The sequence below is a fragment of the Pseudomonas sp. TYF_14 genome, from assembly GCF_043105275.1.
GTDB lineage: Bacteria > Pseudomonadota > Gammaproteobacteria > Pseudomonadales > Pseudomonadaceae > Aquipseudomonas > Aquipseudomonas alloputida.
Map to the genome: position 1 here is coordinate 1 of NZ_JBICLK010000041.1, position 17716 is coordinate 17716.

At 58.5% G+C, this 17716-nt stretch carries 12 protein-coding genes; 10 read left to right on the forward strand and 2 right to left on the reverse strand.

All coding sequences use genetic code 11. From position 1 onward, the window contains the following. Positions 1-75 precede the first annotated feature (75 nt). Positions 76-777 (forward strand): 4'-phosphopantetheinyl transferase, encoded by a 702-nt coding sequence (locus ACF8O8_RS12790; protein WP_010952336.1) that lies wholly within the window; start codon positions 76-78, stop codon positions 775-777. Positions 778-780: 3 nt separating this feature from the next. Here ACF8O8_RS12790 and ACF8O8_RS12795 read toward each other — a convergent pair whose 3' ends face one another. Together ACF8O8_RS12795 and ACF8O8_RS12800 are read right to left on the reverse strand one after the other, a co-directional pair. Further along, positions 781-2388: an ATP-binding protein gene (locus tag ACF8O8_RS12795; RefSeq protein ID WP_104960957.1), complete on the reverse strand. Its 1608-nt coding sequence runs from the start codon at positions 2386-2388 to the stop codon at positions 781-783. Further along, complete coding sequence (locus ACF8O8_RS12800) at positions 2385-3083, reverse strand: response regulator transcription factor (protein ID WP_010952334.1); 699 nt, start codon at positions 3081-3083, stop codon at positions 2385-2387. The genes ACF8O8_RS12795 and ACF8O8_RS12800 overlap by 4 nt, the downstream gene beginning before the upstream one ends. 748 nt (positions 3084-3831) lie before the next feature. Here ACF8O8_RS12800 and ACF8O8_RS12805 point away from each other — a divergent pair. From ACF8O8_RS12805 to ACF8O8_RS12845, 9 genes are all read left to right on the forward strand, one after another. Then, positions 3832-6711, forward strand: coding sequence for a ribonucleoside-diphosphate reductase subunit alpha (locus ACF8O8_RS12805; protein ID WP_010952332.1), 2880 nt, complete (start codon positions 3832-3834; stop codon positions 6709-6711). A gap of 191 nt (positions 6712-6902) precedes the next feature. Continuing rightward, the gene (locus tag ACF8O8_RS12810) at positions 6903-8099 is read left to right on the forward strand and encodes a tyrosine-type recombinase/integrase (RefSeq protein ID WP_392509785.1); all 1197 of its coding nucleotides are present in this window, start codon (positions 6903-6905) and stop codon (positions 8097-8099) included. Beyond that, on the forward strand, positions 8096-9556 hold the full coding sequence (locus ACF8O8_RS12815) for a tyrosine-type recombinase/integrase (RefSeq protein WP_392509786.1): 1461 nt from the start codon (positions 8096-8098) through the stop codon (positions 9554-9556). The genes ACF8O8_RS12810 and ACF8O8_RS12815 overlap by 4 nt, the downstream gene beginning before the upstream one ends. Beyond that, the gene (locus ACF8O8_RS12820) at positions 9556-11688 is read left to right on the forward strand and encodes a hypothetical protein (RefSeq protein WP_392509787.1); all 2133 of its coding nucleotides are present in this window, start codon (positions 9556-9558) and stop codon (positions 11686-11688) included. The genes ACF8O8_RS12815 and ACF8O8_RS12820 overlap by 1 nt, the downstream gene beginning before the upstream one ends. Further along, positions 11689-12111 (forward strand): hypothetical protein, encoded by a 423-nt coding sequence (locus ACF8O8_RS12825; RefSeq protein WP_392509788.1) that lies wholly within the window; start codon positions 11689-11691, stop codon positions 12109-12111. A gap of 387 nt (positions 12112-12498) precedes the next feature. Then, positions 12499-12630: a hypothetical protein gene (locus ACF8O8_RS12830; RefSeq protein ID WP_003254821.1), complete on the forward strand. Its 132-nt coding sequence runs from the start codon at positions 12499-12501 to the stop codon at positions 12628-12630. A 441-nt stretch (positions 12631-13071) separates the two neighbouring features. Then, positions 13072-14322: a ribonucleotide-diphosphate reductase subunit beta gene (locus ACF8O8_RS12835; RefSeq protein ID WP_003254823.1), complete on the forward strand. Its 1251-nt coding sequence runs from the start codon at positions 13072-13074 to the stop codon at positions 14320-14322. Between the two features lie 1111 nt (positions 14323-15433). After that, a complete protein-coding gene (locus tag ACF8O8_RS12840) occupies positions 15434-15568 on the forward strand; it encodes a hypothetical protein (protein WP_010952328.1) in 135 nt (44 codons plus the stop codon). A gap of 754 nt (positions 15569-16322) precedes the next feature. Continuing rightward, positions 16323-17561, forward strand: a complete 1239-nt coding sequence (locus tag ACF8O8_RS12845; protein ID WP_010952327.1) for an OprD family porin — start codon at positions 16323-16325, stop codon at positions 17559-17561. Positions 17562-17716: the final 155 nt, after the last annotated feature.

The window sequence follows — 17716 nt, forward strand, 5'->3', positions numbered from 1 at the left end:
CGGTGTTGCCTTCGCGGGCAAGCCCGCTTTCACGCCACCTCCCTTAGCGCCTGCACAGCTGGCACAATAGCCGCCATGAACACACTTCCCGCCTGCTGCGCCCCGCTCCGGCACCACTGGCCCCTGCCCCGTCCATTGCCCGGCGCGGTGCTGGTCAGTTGCGCCTTCGACCCTGCCCACCTGGCAACCGACGACTTCCAGCGCGCCGGTATCGTGCCCAGCGCCAGCCTGCAGCGCTCGGTCGCCAAGCGCCAGGCAGAGTACCTGGCCGGTCGCGTATGTGCCCGCGCCGCGCTCCAGCACCTGGACGGTCGCGACTATGTGCCCGGCACCCACGAAGACCGCTCGCCCATCTGGCCCGCCGGTATTCATGGCTCGATCACACACGGCAAGGGCTGGGCCGCTGCGGTGGTCGCCGGCGAAAACAGCTGCCAAGGTCTGGGCCTGGATCAGGAAGCCTTGCTGGATGACGAGCGCGCCGAGCGGCTGATGGGTGAAATCCTTATCCCGGCAGAGCTGGAGCGCCTGGACCGCCGTCAGCTCGGCCTGACCGTTACCTTGACCTTTTCGCTGAAGGAAAGCTTGTTCAAGACCCTGTACCCACTGACTCGCCAACGCTTCTACTTCGAACACGCAGAAGTGCTCGACTGGTCCGCGGAAGGGCTGGCGCGCTTGCGCCTGCTCACCGACCTGTCACCGCAGTGGCAGCAAGGCGCAGAGCTGCAAGGCCAGTTCTGCCTGCAGGACGGCCACCTGCTGAGCCTGGTCAGCGTCTGACCTTTACAGCGGTGCCTGCTGCCTTGGCCAGTTCAGGCTGAAGCAGGCACCGCCCAACGCCTCGCTGCGGCCCACTGTGGCCCGGCCCGCGTGCCAGTAGATGATCCGCCGTACGATCGACAAGCCCAACCCGTGCCCGCCCGAGGCACGGGTACGGCTGTCATCGAGGCGGGTGAAGGGCGTGAAGATGCGGTCCCAGAAGCCCTCGGGGATCCCCGGGCCGTCATCCTCCACATCGATACGGCAACGTTGCTGGCCCAGCTGATAGCTCAGGCGCACTTCGCCCTCGGCATGGCGCATGGCATTGCCGACAAGGTTCTGCAGGGCCCGGTGCAAGTAGCGCGGCTCGGCCTCGACCCAGGCGCCTTCGGCATCCGCGCCCTGGCAGTCGCCGCGCACAACCCGCACCTCGGCACGCAAAGGTGCCAGCTCTTCGATCACCCGATCGAGCAAGGCATCCAGATCGACCCGCTGGAACTTCAAGGCCGGTGCGCCCTGCTCCAGGCGGGCGTAGGTCAGCATTTCGTCGACCAGCTTGTCGAGGTCCTGGATATCCCCGTCCATGCCCGCCAGATGCTTAGCCCGCACCTGTTCAGTCGTGGCGCTTTCGATCATCTCCAGGCCAAAGCGCAGGCGCGCCACCGGCGTGCGCAGCTCGTGGGACACCGCTCGCACCAGCTCACGCTGCATGGTCAGCGAGCGCTGCAGGTGCTCGGCCATGCCATTGAAGGCAGCCGCCAGGCGCCCTACCGAGTCGGCGTCGCCGGCCGGCACGCGGGTATCCAGGCTGCCCTGGGCGATGCGCGTGGCAGCAATCTCCAGGCCCGACACACGACGTTCCAGCTGACGCACCAGCAGGTAGACCACCAGGCCGATCAGGCACAGCCCCAGGAAGGCAATCAGGATCAGCAACTGCGGCGGGTAAGGGTTGAGCTGGTACAGCGGGCCGATTTCCAGTACCCATGGCGAGCCCGTCAGCCCGGCGAACACCCGGATCGAGTCACCATCCTTGCCCAGCGCCATCACCGTGTCGCCCTCCTCCACCCGGCGCCGCTGGTCATCGTCCAGGCTGACCCGCTCGATACGTTGCAAGGCAACGCCAAAGCCGAAGCCTTTTTCCTGCTTGATCTGTGCCAGACGCTGCTGCTGTTCCGCTACCGGGTAGCGCACCAGTTCGTCGGCCAATAGATAGAGGGTAGCCCGCGCCAACTGCTCGCTGATCTGTTTGATCTGCGCGACCAGCATCAGGTCTTCCTGGCCCACCTTGCGTAGCACTTGCGCCGCATGCGGGCCAATCTTCTCGACCACCACCAGGCCACGGTACAGGCGCGCCCGCTGGCCACCGTCAAGGCTGCGTGCGCTCATCGGCTGCAGCGCCAACGGCACGCCAAGCAGGCGTTCCCAGATCAGCAGCGAACGCTTGCGTTGGGTTTCATTCTGCATTGCCAGGTTGTCGGCCATCAGGCTGAAAGTGCCCTGGGCCAGGCCCTCGCGGTGCTGGGCAGCGCGCACTTCGTTGACCAGGTGCAGGCTGAGCACGCCAAGCAGGGCCACCAGCACCAGCACGGCCAGCATGCCGCCGTAGATGCGCAGGAAGATCGAATTGTTCATGGCGCCTCGCCCACGAACAGGTAGCCTTTGCTGCGCAGGGTCTTGATCAACCGCGGCTGAAGCGGGTCATCGCCGATCTTGGGGCGGATTTTCGAGATGCGGATATCGATGGAGCGGTCCTGGCCGTCGTAGCCCACGCCACGCAGTGCGGTGAAGATCTGTTCACGGGTCAGCACGCGGCCAGCGTTGCTGGCCAACAGCCAGAGCAGGTCGAATTCGGCGCCGGTCAGCTCGATCAACTGCTCGCCCAGGCGCGCCTCACGCAGGCGGTTGTCGATACGCAGCGCACCGAAGGCCAGGTCCTGGCGCTTGCTGTCCACGGTTTCGCTGCGGCGCAGCAGGGCCTGGATACGTGCCAGCAGCAAGCGTGGGCGCACGGGTTTGCAGACGTAGTCGTCGGCGCCCAGGTCCAGGCCCTGGACCTGGTCCAGTTCATCACTGCGCGCGGTGAGCATGAGGATCGGCCCCTGGTACTGGCTGCGCACCCGGCGGCAGATGCTCAGGCCGTCCTCGCCGGGGAGCATCAGGTCGAGGATCACCAGGTCGGGCTGGCTGTCGATGATGCGCCTCGCGGCACGGGCGCCATCGGCCTCCACCGCGACCTCGAAACCATTGGCCTGCAGGTATTCGGCGGTGAGTTCGGCGAGGCGCTGGTCGTCTTCGACGATGAGGATGCGGGGTATGGGGTGGTCCATGGCTTTGGCCTTGTTGTTCTTGGGATCGTGTCAGGGCAGCTGAGAGTATGAATGTAGATGGGGGGCCCTGCGAGACCGAGCGCCCCGCGGGCGGTGCTCGATCACCCAGGCACCCCAGATCTTCAGACACGCCCTACCGCCCCCTCGACTGAACCGTTTTTTGTGACAGGCTTCGCGCCCAAAAAAAACTGCCCAAGGGCTTCACGGTGCAGAAAAATACTGCAAACCACTTGGCACAAGGCCTACAGCGAATACCCACCATTCACTCACAAAGTACACACAACTTATCCACAGGCGCTCGCCTTGCAAAGCCCCCAATACCGCATTATCTTGTATCCCGATCGCAGCGAACCACTAGATATAGGGGTTCGTGCAAAATCACACACAAAAGTCAACCCGCAAGATCAAGCGATTTTCCGGGTGGAACTTCAGGTGATTTCAGCAGCCAAACCGCTCCTGCGGAGGCGACCGAGGCAAGCCCTTTCAGGGCGTTGTTCGGGCATGGGTGTTGCAGGCCAGGCCTGGCACCCATCAGCAACAGTTTTTGGGCTCGGCCCAGAACCTTTGACTTCGGCCAGGGAGCGGCAAGCCATTGCCCCTTATTCCTGAGTCTGTCCCGAAGTCGGTACGCCCGCGCGGGCGGATGCGCATGCATTGCGCATCCCCGCGAGGTTATCGAGCAAGTGGACGGAACGGTGGGCGCCCATAAGGCGCCTGAACAATATAGAAACTGTGGAGACACCCACCCATGCAAACCGACACGACTCGCGAGAACCCGCAGGCCCAGGTGCCGCAGGCCGCCGATTCCAACCAGGATCTGGCTGCCACCGCCCCCGGCCAACTGCGCGTGATCAAGCGTAACGGCACTGTCGTCCCTTACACCGACGACAAGATCACCGTCGCCATCACCAAGGCGTTCCTCGCAGTTGAAGGCGGCACCGCCGCCGCTTCGTCGCGCATCCACGACACCGTCGCGCGCCTGACCGAGCAGGTTACCGCAACGTTCAAGCGTCGCATGCCATCGGGTGGCACCATCCACATCGAAGAAATCCAGGACCAGGTCGAACTGGCCCTGATGCGCGCCGGCGAGCAGAAAGTCGCCCGCGACTACGTGATCTACCGTGACCAGCGCGCCAAGGAGCGTGCCACCCGCGCCAACACCGACGCCGTGGTCGAGCCGCACCCGAGCATCCGCATCACCCTGGCCGACGGCAGCCTGGCGCCGCTCGACATGGCCCGCCTGAACACCATCATCAGCGAAGCCTGCGAAGGCCTGGCCGAAGTCGATGGCGACCTGATCCAGCGCGAAACCCTGAAGAACCTGTACGACGGCGTGGCCATCAAGGACGTCAACACCGCCCTGGTGATGACCGCCCGTACCCTGGTGGAGCGCGAGCCGAACTACTCGTTCGTTACCGCCCGCCTGCTGATGGACACCCTGCGCGCCGAAGGCCTGGGCTTCCTGAATGTAGCCGACAGCGCCACCCACCACGAGATGGCTGACCTGTACGCCAAGGCCCTGCCGGCCTACGTCGCCAAAGGTATCGAGTTCGAGCTGCTGAACCCGGCCCTGGCCGACTTCGACCTGGAAAAACTGGGCAAGGCGATCAACCACGAGCGCGACCAGCAGTTCACCTACCTGGGCCTGCAGACCCTGTACGACCGCTACTTCATCCACAAGGATGGCGTGCGCTTCGAGCTGCCGCAGGTTTTCTTCATGCGTGTGGCCATGGGCCTGGCGCTGGAAGAAAAAGACAAGGAAGCCCGTGCGATCGAGTTCTACAACCTGTTGTCGTCGTTCGACTACATGGCCTCGACCCCGACCCTGTTCAACGCCGGCACCCTGCGCCCGCAGCTGTCCAGCTGCTACCTGACCACCGTGCCGGACGACCTGTCGGGCATCTACCACGCGATCCACGACAACGCCATGCTGTCGAAATTCGCCGGTGGCCTGGGCAACGACTGGACCCCTGTGCGCGCACTGGGCTCTTACATCAAGGGCACCAACGGCAAGTCGCAGGGCGTCGTACCGTTCCTGAAAGTGGTCAACGACACCGCCGTTGCGGTCAACCAGGGTGGCAAGCGCAAAGGCGCTGTATGTGCCTACCTGGAAACCTGGCACCTGGACATCGAAGAATTCATCGAGCTGCGCAAGAACACCGGTGATGACCGCCGTCGTACCCACGACATGAACACCGCCAACTGGATCCCTGACCTGTTCATGAAGCGTGTCTTCGATGACGGCAAGTGGACCCTGTTCTCGCCTTCGGAAGTGCCAGACCTGCACGACCTGACCGGCAAGGCCTTCGAAGAGCGCTACGAGTACTACGAAGCCCTGACCGAGTACAACAAGATCAAGGTGTTCAAGACCGTTCAGGCCAAAGACCTGTGGCGCAAGATGCTGTCGATGCTGTTCGAGACCGGCCACCCATGGCTGACCTTCAAGGACCCGTGCAACCTGCGTTCGCCGCAGCAGCACGTGGGCGTGGTCCACAGCTCGAACCTGTGCACCGAAATCACCCTGAACACCAACAAGGACGAGATCGCGGTCTGCAACCTGGGCTCGATCAACCTGCCGAACCACATCGTCGATGGCAAGCTGGACACCACCAAGCTGCAACGCACCGTGAACACCGCCGTGCGCATGCTCGACAACGTGATCGACATCAACTACTACTCGGTGCCGCAAGCGCGTAACTCGAACTTCAAGCACCGGCCGGTCGGCCTGGGCATCATGGGCTTCCAGGATGCGCTGTACCTGCAGCACATTCCTTACGGCTCCGATGCTGCCGTCGAGTTTGCCGACAAGTCGATGGAAGCGGTCAGCTACTACGCCATCCAGGCTTCGTGCGACCTGGCCGATGAACGCGGCGCCTACGAGACCTTCCAGGGTTCGCTATGGTCCAAGGGCATTCTGCCGCTGGATTCGCAACAGATCCTGATCGAGGCCCGTGGCCAGAAGTACATCGACGTCAACCTGGAAGAAACCCTGGACTGGGCGCCGGTACGTGCCCGCGTACAGAAAGGTATTCGTAACTCGAACATCATGGCCATCGCGCCAACCGCGACCATCGCCAACATCACCGGCGTGTCGCAGTCGATCGAGCCTACCTACCAGAACCTGTACGTGAAATCGAACCTGTCGGGCGAATTCACCGTGATCAACCCGTACCTGGTTCGCGACCTCAAGGCCCGCGACCTGTGGGACTCGGTCATGATCAACGACCTGAAGTACTACGACGGTTCGGTACAGCAGATCGAGCGTATCCCGCAAGAGCTGAAAGACCTGTACGCCACTGCGTTCGAAGTCGAGACCAAGTGGATTGTCGACGCTGCTTCCCGTCGCCAGAAGTGGATCGACCAGGCGCAGTCGCTGAACCTGTACATCGCGGGTGCATCGGGCAAGAAGCTGGACGTGACCTACCGCATGGCCTGGTACCGTGGCCTGAAAACCACCTACTACCTCCGTGCCCTGGCCGCCACCAGCACCGAGAAGTCGACCATCAACACCGGCAAGCTCAACGCCGTTTCCAGCGGTGGCGACAGCGCCCCAGTCCAGGCAGCCGGCCCTGCGCCAGTGCCAAAGGCCTGCGCGATCGACGAGCCTGACTGCGAAGCCTGCCAGTAGGGTTCATAAGTAGTAAACCGTATACATCCTAAGTAAAAAGACCCTCCAACCCCTTGATTCTTAAGGGTGCGGAGGGTTTACTCGCCGTATACCTCTCTCTATACTCCCCGGCCCAACCAGTTCACAGGCCGGAAACGTATACTTTGCTAAGCTTCTCCATCCGATCCTTCACGGCCTCCGATGACCTGCCCATGGTGGTGCTGGTCGATCAAGAGGGTGCTCCTCCCTTCCTTCCAAACGTATACGCAACGCTTCGGTATCGAGACGTAGGCTTTTCGGCACCCACCATTGAGAAGGTGCTTCGCACACTAGGGATGGCCTACCTGTGGGCTGCTAATCGGCAAATCGACCTAGACAAAGCGCTCCGCTCAGAATCATTCCTGTCCATTGAGCAATGCGAAGACCTGGCCTTCTTCCTGAGACTCGACCGAGCTGCGCAAGATCAGTTGGTGAAGCAGTCCCTACAGCCTTCCTCCAGAAAAATCGTGCGCTTGGAACAGGTGCGGAGAGGTCTGAGCCCTTCCATCACAAGAACCACCATTTCTGCAGTGGAGGGTGGGTATCGCATTCGTACAGTGGCGAACTTCCTCCAGTTCAACCATGAGAGGATTGCGCCGAAGGCCTCCCAGGCTCCATGCAAAGAGCTTAAGAAGGCTCGGGAGACAGCCATAGCGTATCTTCGAGCCCAAGAGCCCAGGGCGGTGGCCTCGGATGAAGGAGACGCTCCAGAGGGCCTCGGGGAAGACGTAATGGCTGCGCTGGATCAGGCATTTGAACCGGACTCGGCCACGAACCCTTACCTCTCTGATTTCCACAGACACCGAAATCATTTGATTTATAAACTATTCACGGAAACTGCTATTAGGCGCAGTGAACTTCGTTTCCTCCGGGTGGAAGATATCGACCACGCCGCCCGAAGAGTAAAAGTTCGAGTATCAAAAACTATCGCAAGAACATTGCCGATTTCAGAGCAGACCTCCCATGACTTCCACGACTTCGTCATGAGGTTCTGGGGAAAAATGCCGAGATCGGCTAGGAAGCATGGATACTTGTTCACAACCTCTTCCGGCGATCATCTTGCCAAAGTGACGATTAATCAAATCTTCCGGCAGGTGCGCAAAAGACTAGGCCTTCCAGACAGTGTGGCACCCCACGCCATGCGAAGAACATGGAATGACCGCCTGAGTCGTAAAATAGACGCACTACCGCCAGAGGATCGTATGCCGGAAGAAAAAGAGAAGCAGGTGCGCAACAGGCTAAATGGGTGGGCAAAGAATTCAAATATGACCGAACGATATGCCAGGCGGCATATTCGTGAGAAAGCCGACCGCCTCGCTGAGAGGCTAGCTAATAGCCTGACGCCACGCAAGGACGATGAGAAAGAATGACCATCACCAAAAAAGTGTTTCACGCCCCGGCATCGCAGAGCATCAAAGACGCCGACAAGGTAGTTTTGCTTGATGGCCGAATTATGGAAATCAGGATCGGACACCTAAAAAAGGCTGTCGACCGTGATGGAAATTCCAAGCCAATACGCCTGGATGCCTTGACACCTGGAAATATATTCCACGAAAGCATCTATACTGCTTTCAAAACGATGCTTGGAACTCATAGCCTGTCCTACAGCAACACGGCCCTTTACGCTATTAACAGCTGGTTTGAATTTCCCGAGGTCAACAGCAAGACCGAGATTGATATACCAGAAATCAATCTTTTAAATAAGATCTCCTCCAGCTATCGCGCTTTCGTAGTCCCACTACTTCGCAAAGTTGCTTCTCTCGGTCTTCCCGGCCTATCAGATAGCACAATTGACTTCCTCAGCCACCCACACAAATGGGAAGAGGAAGGCAGAGGCGCCTACTATGATTTGGTGACAAACGACCCAGAGTCTGGTGCGTTGACCGAGCAGGAGATACACAACATTCACCACCAACTGCATCGCAGCTATTCGAGCGGAGATATCTCGCTTGCTGACTATACTGTTTGCTGGTTCTTTATCGGGACAGGGGTGCGACCTTCTCAAGCATACAGAATGCAAAAGCGCGACGTCATAATTCATAGCGTAGAAGGGATGGAAGTCACGCTGAGAGTGCCACTTGCAAAGGGTGAAATGACTGCTAAGAACGAATATTGGAATCGCCGAGCCCCAACCGTACTTGCCGAATGCCTGATTAAATACCTAGAACAGCACCCGCCTACAAATCAAGTCGGCGTGGAGGATCCTCTATTTGAAGATCTCTCAGCCCAAGCACTGGGCTATCGAATGAGCTCCATTATCCGGCGCTTGGACACTTATTCGGAGCGGCTGGAGACAAAGATCCCGATCACGCCATATCGCTTCCGCTATACGCTCGCAACTAGGGCATTGGCGCAAGGTGCTTCCGACTACGAAGTTGCTCGTCTGCTCACGCACCGCAGCACCTCTTGCATTCAGTATTACCGCGCGTCTATGCCTGAACTTCAAAAACCAATCCGCGATGCCTTAGGTAAAGAGATGGGCTATTTTGCGAAGGCATTTCAAGGCAAGGCCATTAGCGGATTGCACGAAGCTACGAGAGCCGATGATCCAGAAGCAGTAATTAGTGACTTCCTGCGCCTGATGGGCAAACCGGTTGGTGCCTGCGGCACACGCGCAGAGTGCCACCAGAATGCGCCTATCGCGTGCCTGGCTGGCTGCGCGCACTTCGAGCCCCTACTGAGCGCCCCCTGGGAAACCTTGATGGCATCGCTGGTTGAGGATCAAGAGCTTGAGACGGAGCCTAGAATTCGTCAAATCAACCATAGTGCTATGTCTGCTATTCAGCAGATCATCACTCTTCGTGACGAGTCGGAAGTAGAAAATTAATGGGCGATATCGTACATTTTATTGGCCGAAACGAACTAAGTGCTAAAGAAAACCTAGCGCTATACGTTTCGCACGCCAAACAAAACTTTCCTTTCGAGAATGTCGATTGGCAAGCTAATAGCTGGGATATCACCTCGTTTCGGATCGGCAGAGCACAAGGCAAAACGAAAAGCATCGCGCATTTCAAGTCAAGCCGCGACACTTCAGGAAACAAGTCAACAGTCGCAGTGCCATTTGAGCCAGAGTTCCTGGACTTTGCCAAGGCGACTTTCAGCGAAGTGATGCGCCGTCTTCGCCTGGCAGAATTCAAGCGGCACCTATACGCGCTCCAAGCAATAGAGCAGGCCCTAATTGATGCCAAGCTTCAACCCTGCGTAACAAAACTGAACCCGTTTATCCTAGATGCTGCAGCGGAGTTACTAAAAGATAGATTCAAGGACGCATGGAGTGCCGGTCGTGTTCTTGAGAGGATCATTACCGAGTTCGTAAATCCTGCCCGCCTCACTCCGTTGATAATTGAGTGGCGAAGCCCCATTATGTATGTCGCCCCGGTTAGAAACGATAGGGTATCTCAAAAGCAGTCAGAAAAACTGGTAACTAAACTACCTTCGCTGGAGTCGATCTTGGCCTTGGCCAATATTCACCACACCAGCTTTCAGACCGCAGATAGGATCACTACGTCCTTCGTATCACTAGCTATGTATGCGCCTAGCCGAGCTTCCGAGATTCTCAGTCTGCCAGTAGATTGCATTCGGTCTGCGGATACAGATGAGGGGCCAATAATGGGCATCGCTTGGACTCCTGCAAAAGGGGGAGCAGCGATTACAAAATTCGCTGCTTCTGAGGAATTTGAAGCCGTCGTATCGGATACAGTCCAATACCTCACAGATCTTGGCGCCACTGCAAGGAAGGCTGCCGCGTGGTATGCAGAAAACCCTAACAGCGTGTATCTTCCTGCCGGGATGGAGCATCTGCGTGAACAGCCTATTACTTTGTATGAGGCCGCAAAGATTCTAGGAAAAGTCACGCCAATTAAAGGGTGTCACTCAGACAGATACGGATTAATCAAGCGAACTGAGAGAACTTCAGATAGGTCGCGGATGGGGCCAGAATCGCAGACAGCTAAATGGGTCGGTCTGTATGAGTTCAGCTCCTTAGAGAAATTTATCCTAGCGAAACTTCCCGAAGTCTTCCCCATATTGGACGGCCAAACCGGGCTAAAGTGGCATGAAGCGCTGTTTATGTTCCCTGAGGGTATCCTAAGGCCAAACGCAGAGCCCTTGCTCCACGTGCCATCCCCGATCAGCATCAACCAACTCAACAATCAGCTAGGCGCGAATCCCGGTGGGATTACCGTTTTTAGCCGCAATGGGAAGAACAATTTAGACGGCAGCCCAATTGCAATCACGACGCATGACTTCCGCCACCTTCTCAACACCCTCGCTCAAGCCAAACATCTGAGCGAAGCACTGATCGCATTCTGGTCTGGTCGGAAAAATTCTTCACAAAACGAATGGTACGACCACGTCCCTCAAGAAGCTTTCATCGAGGCTTACTTAAAGCTTGGCGATCAAACCAAAGCTTTGAACGTACATGGCCATCTAGAGGAAAAGATCGAGTCGATCTCAATCACTCACGGCCTGACACGTGAACAGGCTATGCGTATTGAGTTAGGTGCCACTCACCGCACACGCTACGGTATCTGTCGGCATGATCATGCCCTAACGCCATGCCCAAAGGATAAGGATTGTGTGAACTGCACAGAGCACACCTTTGTCAAAGGGGACAAGCGTCACCAGGACGAAGCAGAGTTCCAGTTCCAACTGCACCAGAAAGCCGTAGCCGACGCGGAGAAGGCCGTAATGGAGGGTCTGCCAGGTGCCTCCCGCTGGCTGAAGCTCAACCTACCCAAGCTCGAACGCTGGCGTCAGGTGCTGGATATGCTGAATGACCCATCTATCCCAGATGGAGCGCTGATCACCCTACCACCCCCTGCAGACTCACAATCGAAGGCCGGCCTGGCGGATGCTGTCAGGATGGTTGATATCGGGACGCACGCGGACAAGGCCAGCATCGGCAAAGACTCTGCGGATGAGGACGAAGACATGCTGCTTGAAATGGGGTTTTTCTAAATGGGTGCCCCTAGACTGCACGACAGCGGAATTGAGAAGGCCGTTAGGCTGCTGGATGGTTGGGCCGGTAAGCTGACCTGGGATCGCTACCTCGCGATGCTAGAGGTCGAGCTCGGCCATAGATACACAAAAGCAGCAATGCTCAGGCACCCTCGAATCAAAGCGGCTTGGGGTCATGCCAAAGAGGTCGCACGTGACGATGACAGCGCCGGTGCCGCTGGTGGCTCTCGGGGCGCCATTGAGACAGAGAAGGCAATGGAACGTGTGCGTCTCTTGGAAGCCCGCATCGAGCGCCTGACGCGTGAAAACAACGCTCTGCTGGAGCAATTTGTGCGCTGGAGCCACAACGCTGTGAGACGTGGCCTCACCATCGATGACCTTGATCACCCACTGCCATATGCCAAACCGAAAGAGATCAAATAGGCCTGCATGACAGACGGATGGCCCCCTCTCGAAGGGGGTCGTAACCGGAAAAAAACCCGTCAAAGCACGAAAATTTTTGGGTCGAAACCTCGTCTGACTAGCGTATACTTCCGCCACCCAAAATTGGGCTAAACACCCTAGAAGTATACGTTTTTCTAAATCATGCAAGGCTGAAAACCGGTGAAACCCTTATGTATACGGCGCGATACCGAAGTATACGCTCCTAGATATAAAGCTTTTGCCAGTAAGGCCTGAATGCCGTGCGGGGTGCCTACGGGTGCCCCGCGCGGCATTTTTGTATCCGCGCCTCAGAGAAACCTTGCCCTTTGCCCACTGTTCACGCAGCTCGGTAAAAGAACAGGACCTCTCAAAAAAGGATGTACGCCCATGGCGCGGAAAAAACTGGCATCTCGCAAGATTGGTCGCAACGCAGAAACCGGCCGTTTCACCTCGGTGGAACAGGCACGCAAGCACCCCAAGACACACATTGTCGAAACGCTGTACACCCACCGTAGCTAGTGGTGGCTGGCCTCATCGCCGGCAAGCCCACGGTGAGGCCGACTCCGCCAACACAAGCCTCAGGAAACACCATATGATGTGCCTTCAAATTTAAACTGGCACAACATATAGGTTGGCGCTACACTCTCCCCCCGTAGAAGAAGCCACCCGCTTCGTGAACGGACGCACGCCAAACCGGTCAAAAAAGTTACCCTCGCCGGCAAGACACGCGCCCCGATCGAAGGTGAATTCCGGTATACTTTGCGCCCTCTGAAAAGAGCACCTATTCAATTGTCCTGGCCCCTCCCAGAGGCCTGGCCAGGTACAAGCCAGAACACATTCAGATGTAAACGAGAGTCAGCCTCTCGAGCTGCCCATTCGCCATTACGGCCTTGCGTCAGGCATCACATTCTTAAAATCCAACCGGTTGCCTCTGGGCGACCCTCAAGCAGGAGCCAAACCATGCTGAGCTGGGACGAATTCGACAAAGAAGACGGCGAAGTAGCCGCCAAAGGCAACACCCCTGCGCAGGCCGCTGCCGCCGCCACCCTCGACAAGCTCGACAGCGCCGGTGGTGCCGCCGCCCTGGAGGCCCGTGCGGCCACCGCTTCTGACTCCGAAGCCGTCAAACGTGCCAAGGCTGCCCTCGACGCCCTCGACGTTGCCGAAGGCCTGGCCGAGCTGGAAGGCTCCTCGGCCCGCGTTGCAGTCGATGAAAAGCGCATGATCAACTGCCGCGCCGACCTCAACCAACTGGTACCGTTCAAGTACGACTGGGCCTGGCAGAAGTACCTGGACGGCTGCGCCAACCACTGGATGCCGCAAGAGGTCAACATGACCGCCGACATCGCCCTGTGGAAGAGCCAGGACGGGCTGACCGAAGACGAACGCCGCATCGTCATGCGCAACCTCGGCTTCTTCTCCACTGCCGACTCGCTGGTTGCCAACAACCTGGCCCTGGCCGTGTACCGCCTGATCACCAACCCGGAGTGCCGCCAGTATATCCTGCGCCAGGCCTTCGAAGAGGCGATCCACACCCACGCCTACCAGTACTGCATCGAGTCGCTGGGCATGGATGAAGGCGAGATCTTCAACATGTACCACGAGATCCCGTCGGTCGCCAAAAAAGCCGCCTGGGGCCTGAAGTACACCCGCGCCATCTCCGACCCGGAATTCAACACCGGCACCGTCGAAACCGACAAAGAGCTGCTGCGCAACCTGATCGCCTACTACTGCGTCCTGGAAGGCATCTTCTTCTACTGCGGCTTCACCCAGATCCTGTCAATGGGCCGCCGCAACAAGATGACTGGCGTTGCCGAGCAGTTCCAGTACATCCTGCGTGACGAGTCGATGCACCTGAACTTCGGTATCGACGTGATCAACCAGATCAAGATCGAGAACCCGCACCTGTGGGATGCGGCGATGAAGGAAGAAGCGACCCAGATGATCCTGCAAGGGACCCAGCTGGAGATCGAATACGCCCGTGACACCATGCCACGCGGTGTACTGGGCATGAACGCAGCGATGATGGAGGATTACCTCAAGTTCATTGCTAACCGTCGTTTGACTCAGATTGGTTTGAAAGAAGAGTATCCGGGGACTACCAACCCGTTCCCATGGATGAGCGAGATCATGGACTTGAAGAAGGAGAAGAACTTCTTTGAGACGCGTGTGATCGAGTATCAGACGGGTGGGGCGTTGAGCTGGGATTGATTGACCGGGCTGAGCATCAACAAGGCTGCCAAATGGCAGCCTTTTTATTGCCTGGCAGAAGCAGAACAGGACGTTTCCTACGGCTGCCGACCTTGCCTGTTTTTGGACATCGCGATAACGTTTTCCGGCGCTTAAGAACGCTCACATAGCGGAATCCCGTTCTCGTCAGAAACGGCTCTCCCCCATCAGGATGGCCAAACATGGACAATCTTAATACCCCCACCCTCTTCATCCGCCACAACCGCCCCTCCACACTATCTGGCCCGAATCCCAAGCCTGGTTCTGCGCCCACGAACTCGGCCGGCTGAGCGGTCATTTCTTCGACGAACAATGCATGCGCAAGCTCGACCCGGATCAGTACCGCACTGTGCCGCTAGTGCGCTATGGCAAATACCAGGAGACCACCATGGTCAGTGAGTCCGGGGCCTAGACCTTGCCGGCGCATCACCATGTGCCAGAGAACCGCCATTTGCGCTGGCGCAAGTGTGCAGCGGGCGTTGCGGATGCATGGGGTTTTGCGGGCGTTTTTTGCCTGTTCTGGCCCTTTCGCGGTGAACCCGCTCCCACACCGAACTCGGATGCCTGGACTGACCAGAGGCCATTTCCGCAGCAAATCGGGCTTATATTTTCGATAACTCCGGAGATGAGTCTGTCTTTCTTGCGGAGATTACTGATGGTGCCACGCTGGAGTTTCATCAGGACGACATGCCAGATTGGTTCATCAACGCCTATCTGAGCCGAGTTTGGGAATTTTGATGTACTGGCTGAAGACAAGAGGAGTGCGACGGCACAGCTTCTGATTTCTTGCATGAACTGCTGGAACTAGGGAGCGCTCGATCTCATCCGGTCAGTCGCTCCGCAAAAGAAGAGGCCCCGCCCACGCCGACAAGAGGGGTACGGCACAACGAGGTGCCGGGACTGGACATGCCAGTCTACGTGGTCGAGGGCGAGGCCAGAACTGAAAATAGCGCAGGGTTGCGGCCGGGTCTACAGGCGATTGGATTGAATTTGTAAACCATGTCCTCTCCACACCCTCTGGCTCGAATCCCAAGCCTGGTTCTGCGCCCACGAACTCGGCCGGCTGAGCGGTCATTTCTTCGACGAACACTGCATGCCCGAGCTCGACCCGGATCAGTACCGCACGGTGCAACTGCTGCGCTATGGCAAGGACCAGGAGACCACCATGGTCAGCGAGTCCGGGGCCTATACCTTGTACAAAGCACTGATCTTGGGGGTTCTGCAATGATGGATTGTTTGCCGGGGCGGCTGTGCGGCCCTTTCGCGGCACAAGGCCATTCAGGGAAGCGCGTAGCACGGGAGATTTGCCAAGATAGCTGGCGGCCGTGGCGCCAGGGAGCGCTCGATCTTAGCCGGGAAGCGTTGCGGAAAAGGAAGAGGCCTCGCCCACGCCGACAGGAGGGGTACGGCACCAACGAGGATGCCGGGACTGGACATGCCAGTCTGAGTGGTCGAGGGCGAGGCCAGATCTGAAGATAGCGCATGCTCGCGGATGGGACCACTGCTGATTCGATTTGATTTGTAAACCATGTCCCCGGTTTGAGGTGCGAGGCAGGCAATGGGGGCACGCCCGCACAGAGGATCGCGTACGGCGCGAGAGCCCCAGTCGTAGTATGTCTGTACAGAGTCCACGGCAGAGCTTCTGCAGCCCGGATTTTGGGTCCTTGGACCTTTATTACTCAGCTATCAGCCGTTGACAGCCCATCTTCCCCTTGCTAATAATCACCCATAGTTGTACGACAACACATAACAAAAACAACAAGCCGTGGACGAACCCATGTCGACACCCATCCCGCTGCACCCGCACCTGTTGCCCCCCCCTCTTCCCCCGGCCAGCTCGCGTACGCCTGCCAGTACGTAGCGCCCGGTTACCGCGCGTTCACCCCTGGCCCTGACCGGCCCGTTACCTACCCGCCCCTGCCGCAGGCCGCTTGCGCGTGCCCGGTGGACGGGCTGCCACACCCTTAGGGAGCACAACAATAATGAAAATCTGCCACACCCTGCCCTTCGCCCTGCTTGGCGCCGGGGTTATCGCCGGCCTGCCGGGCACCAGCCTGGCCGCGGGATTTGTCGAGGACGGCAAGGCCACCCTCGGGCTGCGCAACTTCTACATCAACCGAAACTTCACCAACCCCAGCAACCCGCAAAGCAAGGCCGAGGAGTGGACGCAAAGCTTCATCCTCGACGCCCGCTCGGGGTTCACAGAAGGGCCAATCGGCTTCGGCGTGGATGTGCTGGGGCTGTGGTCGGTCAAGCTCGACGGTGGTGGCGGCACTTATGGTACGGCGTTGCTGCCACGCCATGACGATGGCCGGCCAGCCGACGATTACGGGCGCCTGGCAGTGGCGGGTAAGGCGCGTATTTCCAAGACCGAACTGAAGATCGGTGAATGGATGCCGGTGCTGCCGATTCTGCGTTCGGACGACGGGCGTTCGTTGCCGCAAACATTCCGTGGCGGGCAGGTGACCTCCAACGAAATCGCAGGGCTGACCCTGTACGGCGGCCAGTTCCGCGGCAACAGCCCGCGTAACGACGCGAGCATGGAAGACATGAGCTACGGCGGCGGTGTGTCGGACCGTTTCAACTTCGTCGGCGGCGAGTACAAGTTCAACCAGGACCGCACGCAGGTGGGGCTTTGGAATGCGGTGCTGAAGGACGTGTACCAGCAGCAATACCTGCAACTGAGCCACAGCCAGCCGGTGGGTGACTGGACCCTGGGTGCGAACCTGGGCTACTTCCATGGCGACGAGGACGGCTCCGAACGTGCCGGGCAGCTGGACAACAAGACCTACTCGGGGATGTTCTCGGCCAAGTACGGCGGCAGCACCTTCTGGGTGGGGCTGCAGAAAGTCGATGGTGATACCTGGATGCGGGTGAACGGCACCAGTGGCGGGACCTTGGCCAACGACAGTTACAACTCCAGCTTCGACAATGCCAACGAGCGTTCGTGGCAGGTGCGCCATGACTTCAACTTCGTCACCGTCGGGGTACCGGGGTTGACCCTGATGAACCGCTACATCAGCGGGCGCGATGTGCACAGCGGGGGCGTGACCGATGGCAAGGAGTGGGTGCGTGAAACGGAGCTCGCGTATGTGATTCAGAGCGGGGCGTTCAAGGATTTGAGCGTGAAATGGCGTAACTCGTCGATTCGCCGGGATTACAGCAATAACGAGTTCGATGAGAACCGGTTGATCTTCAACTATCCGCTGTCGTTGCTCTGATCAAGAAATGCGGGTTTACCCGGGAATACGGTGGTGGCTGCGACGGTGAACGGCGGGTGAAAATTGGCCAGCTGGGCCGCCACCGTATTCGCGGGTAAACCCGCTCCTACACAGCGGCCTGCGCCCAACCTCCGATGTGTGTCCACCATTGATCA

Coding starts and splice junctions, on each gene's coding strand:
- ACF8O8_RS12790 (WP_010952336.1), top strand. CDS start 76: ATGAACACACTTCCCGCCTGCTGCGCCCCGCTCCGGCACCACTGGCCC.
- ACF8O8_RS12795 (WP_104960957.1), bottom strand. CDS start 2,388: ATGAACAATTCGATCTTCCTGCGCATCTACGGCGGCATGCTGGCCGTG.
- ACF8O8_RS12800 (WP_010952334.1), bottom strand. CDS start 3,083: ATGGACCACCCCATACCCCGCATCCTCATCGTCGAAGACGACCAGCGC.
- ACF8O8_RS12805 (WP_010952332.1), top strand. CDS start 3,832: ATGCAAACCGACACGACTCGCGAGAACCCGCAGGCCCAGGTGCCGCAG.
- ACF8O8_RS12810 (WP_392509785.1), top strand. CDS start 6,903: ATGGTGGTGCTGGTCGATCAAGAGGGTGCTCCTCCCTTCCTTCCAAAC.
- ACF8O8_RS12815 (WP_392509786.1), top strand. CDS start 8,096: ATGACCATCACCAAAAAAGTGTTTCACGCCCCGGCATCGCAGAGCATC.
- ACF8O8_RS12820 (WP_392509787.1), top strand. CDS start 9,556: ATGGGCGATATCGTACATTTTATTGGCCGAAACGAACTAAGTGCTAAA.
- ACF8O8_RS12825 (WP_392509788.1), top strand. CDS start 11,689: ATGGGTGCCCCTAGACTGCACGACAGCGGAATTGAGAAGGCCGTTAGG.
- ACF8O8_RS12830 (WP_003254821.1), top strand. CDS start 12,499: ATGGCGCGGAAAAAACTGGCATCTCGCAAGATTGGTCGCAACGCAGAA.
- ACF8O8_RS12835 (WP_003254823.1), top strand. CDS start 13,072: ATGCTGAGCTGGGACGAATTCGACAAAGAAGACGGCGAAGTAGCCGCC.
- ACF8O8_RS12840 (WP_010952328.1), top strand. CDS start 15,434: ATGCCCGAGCTCGACCCGGATCAGTACCGCACGGTGCAACTGCTGCGC.
- ACF8O8_RS12845 (WP_010952327.1), top strand. CDS start 16,323: ATGAAAATCTGCCACACCCTGCCCTTCGCCCTGCTTGGCGCCGGGGTT.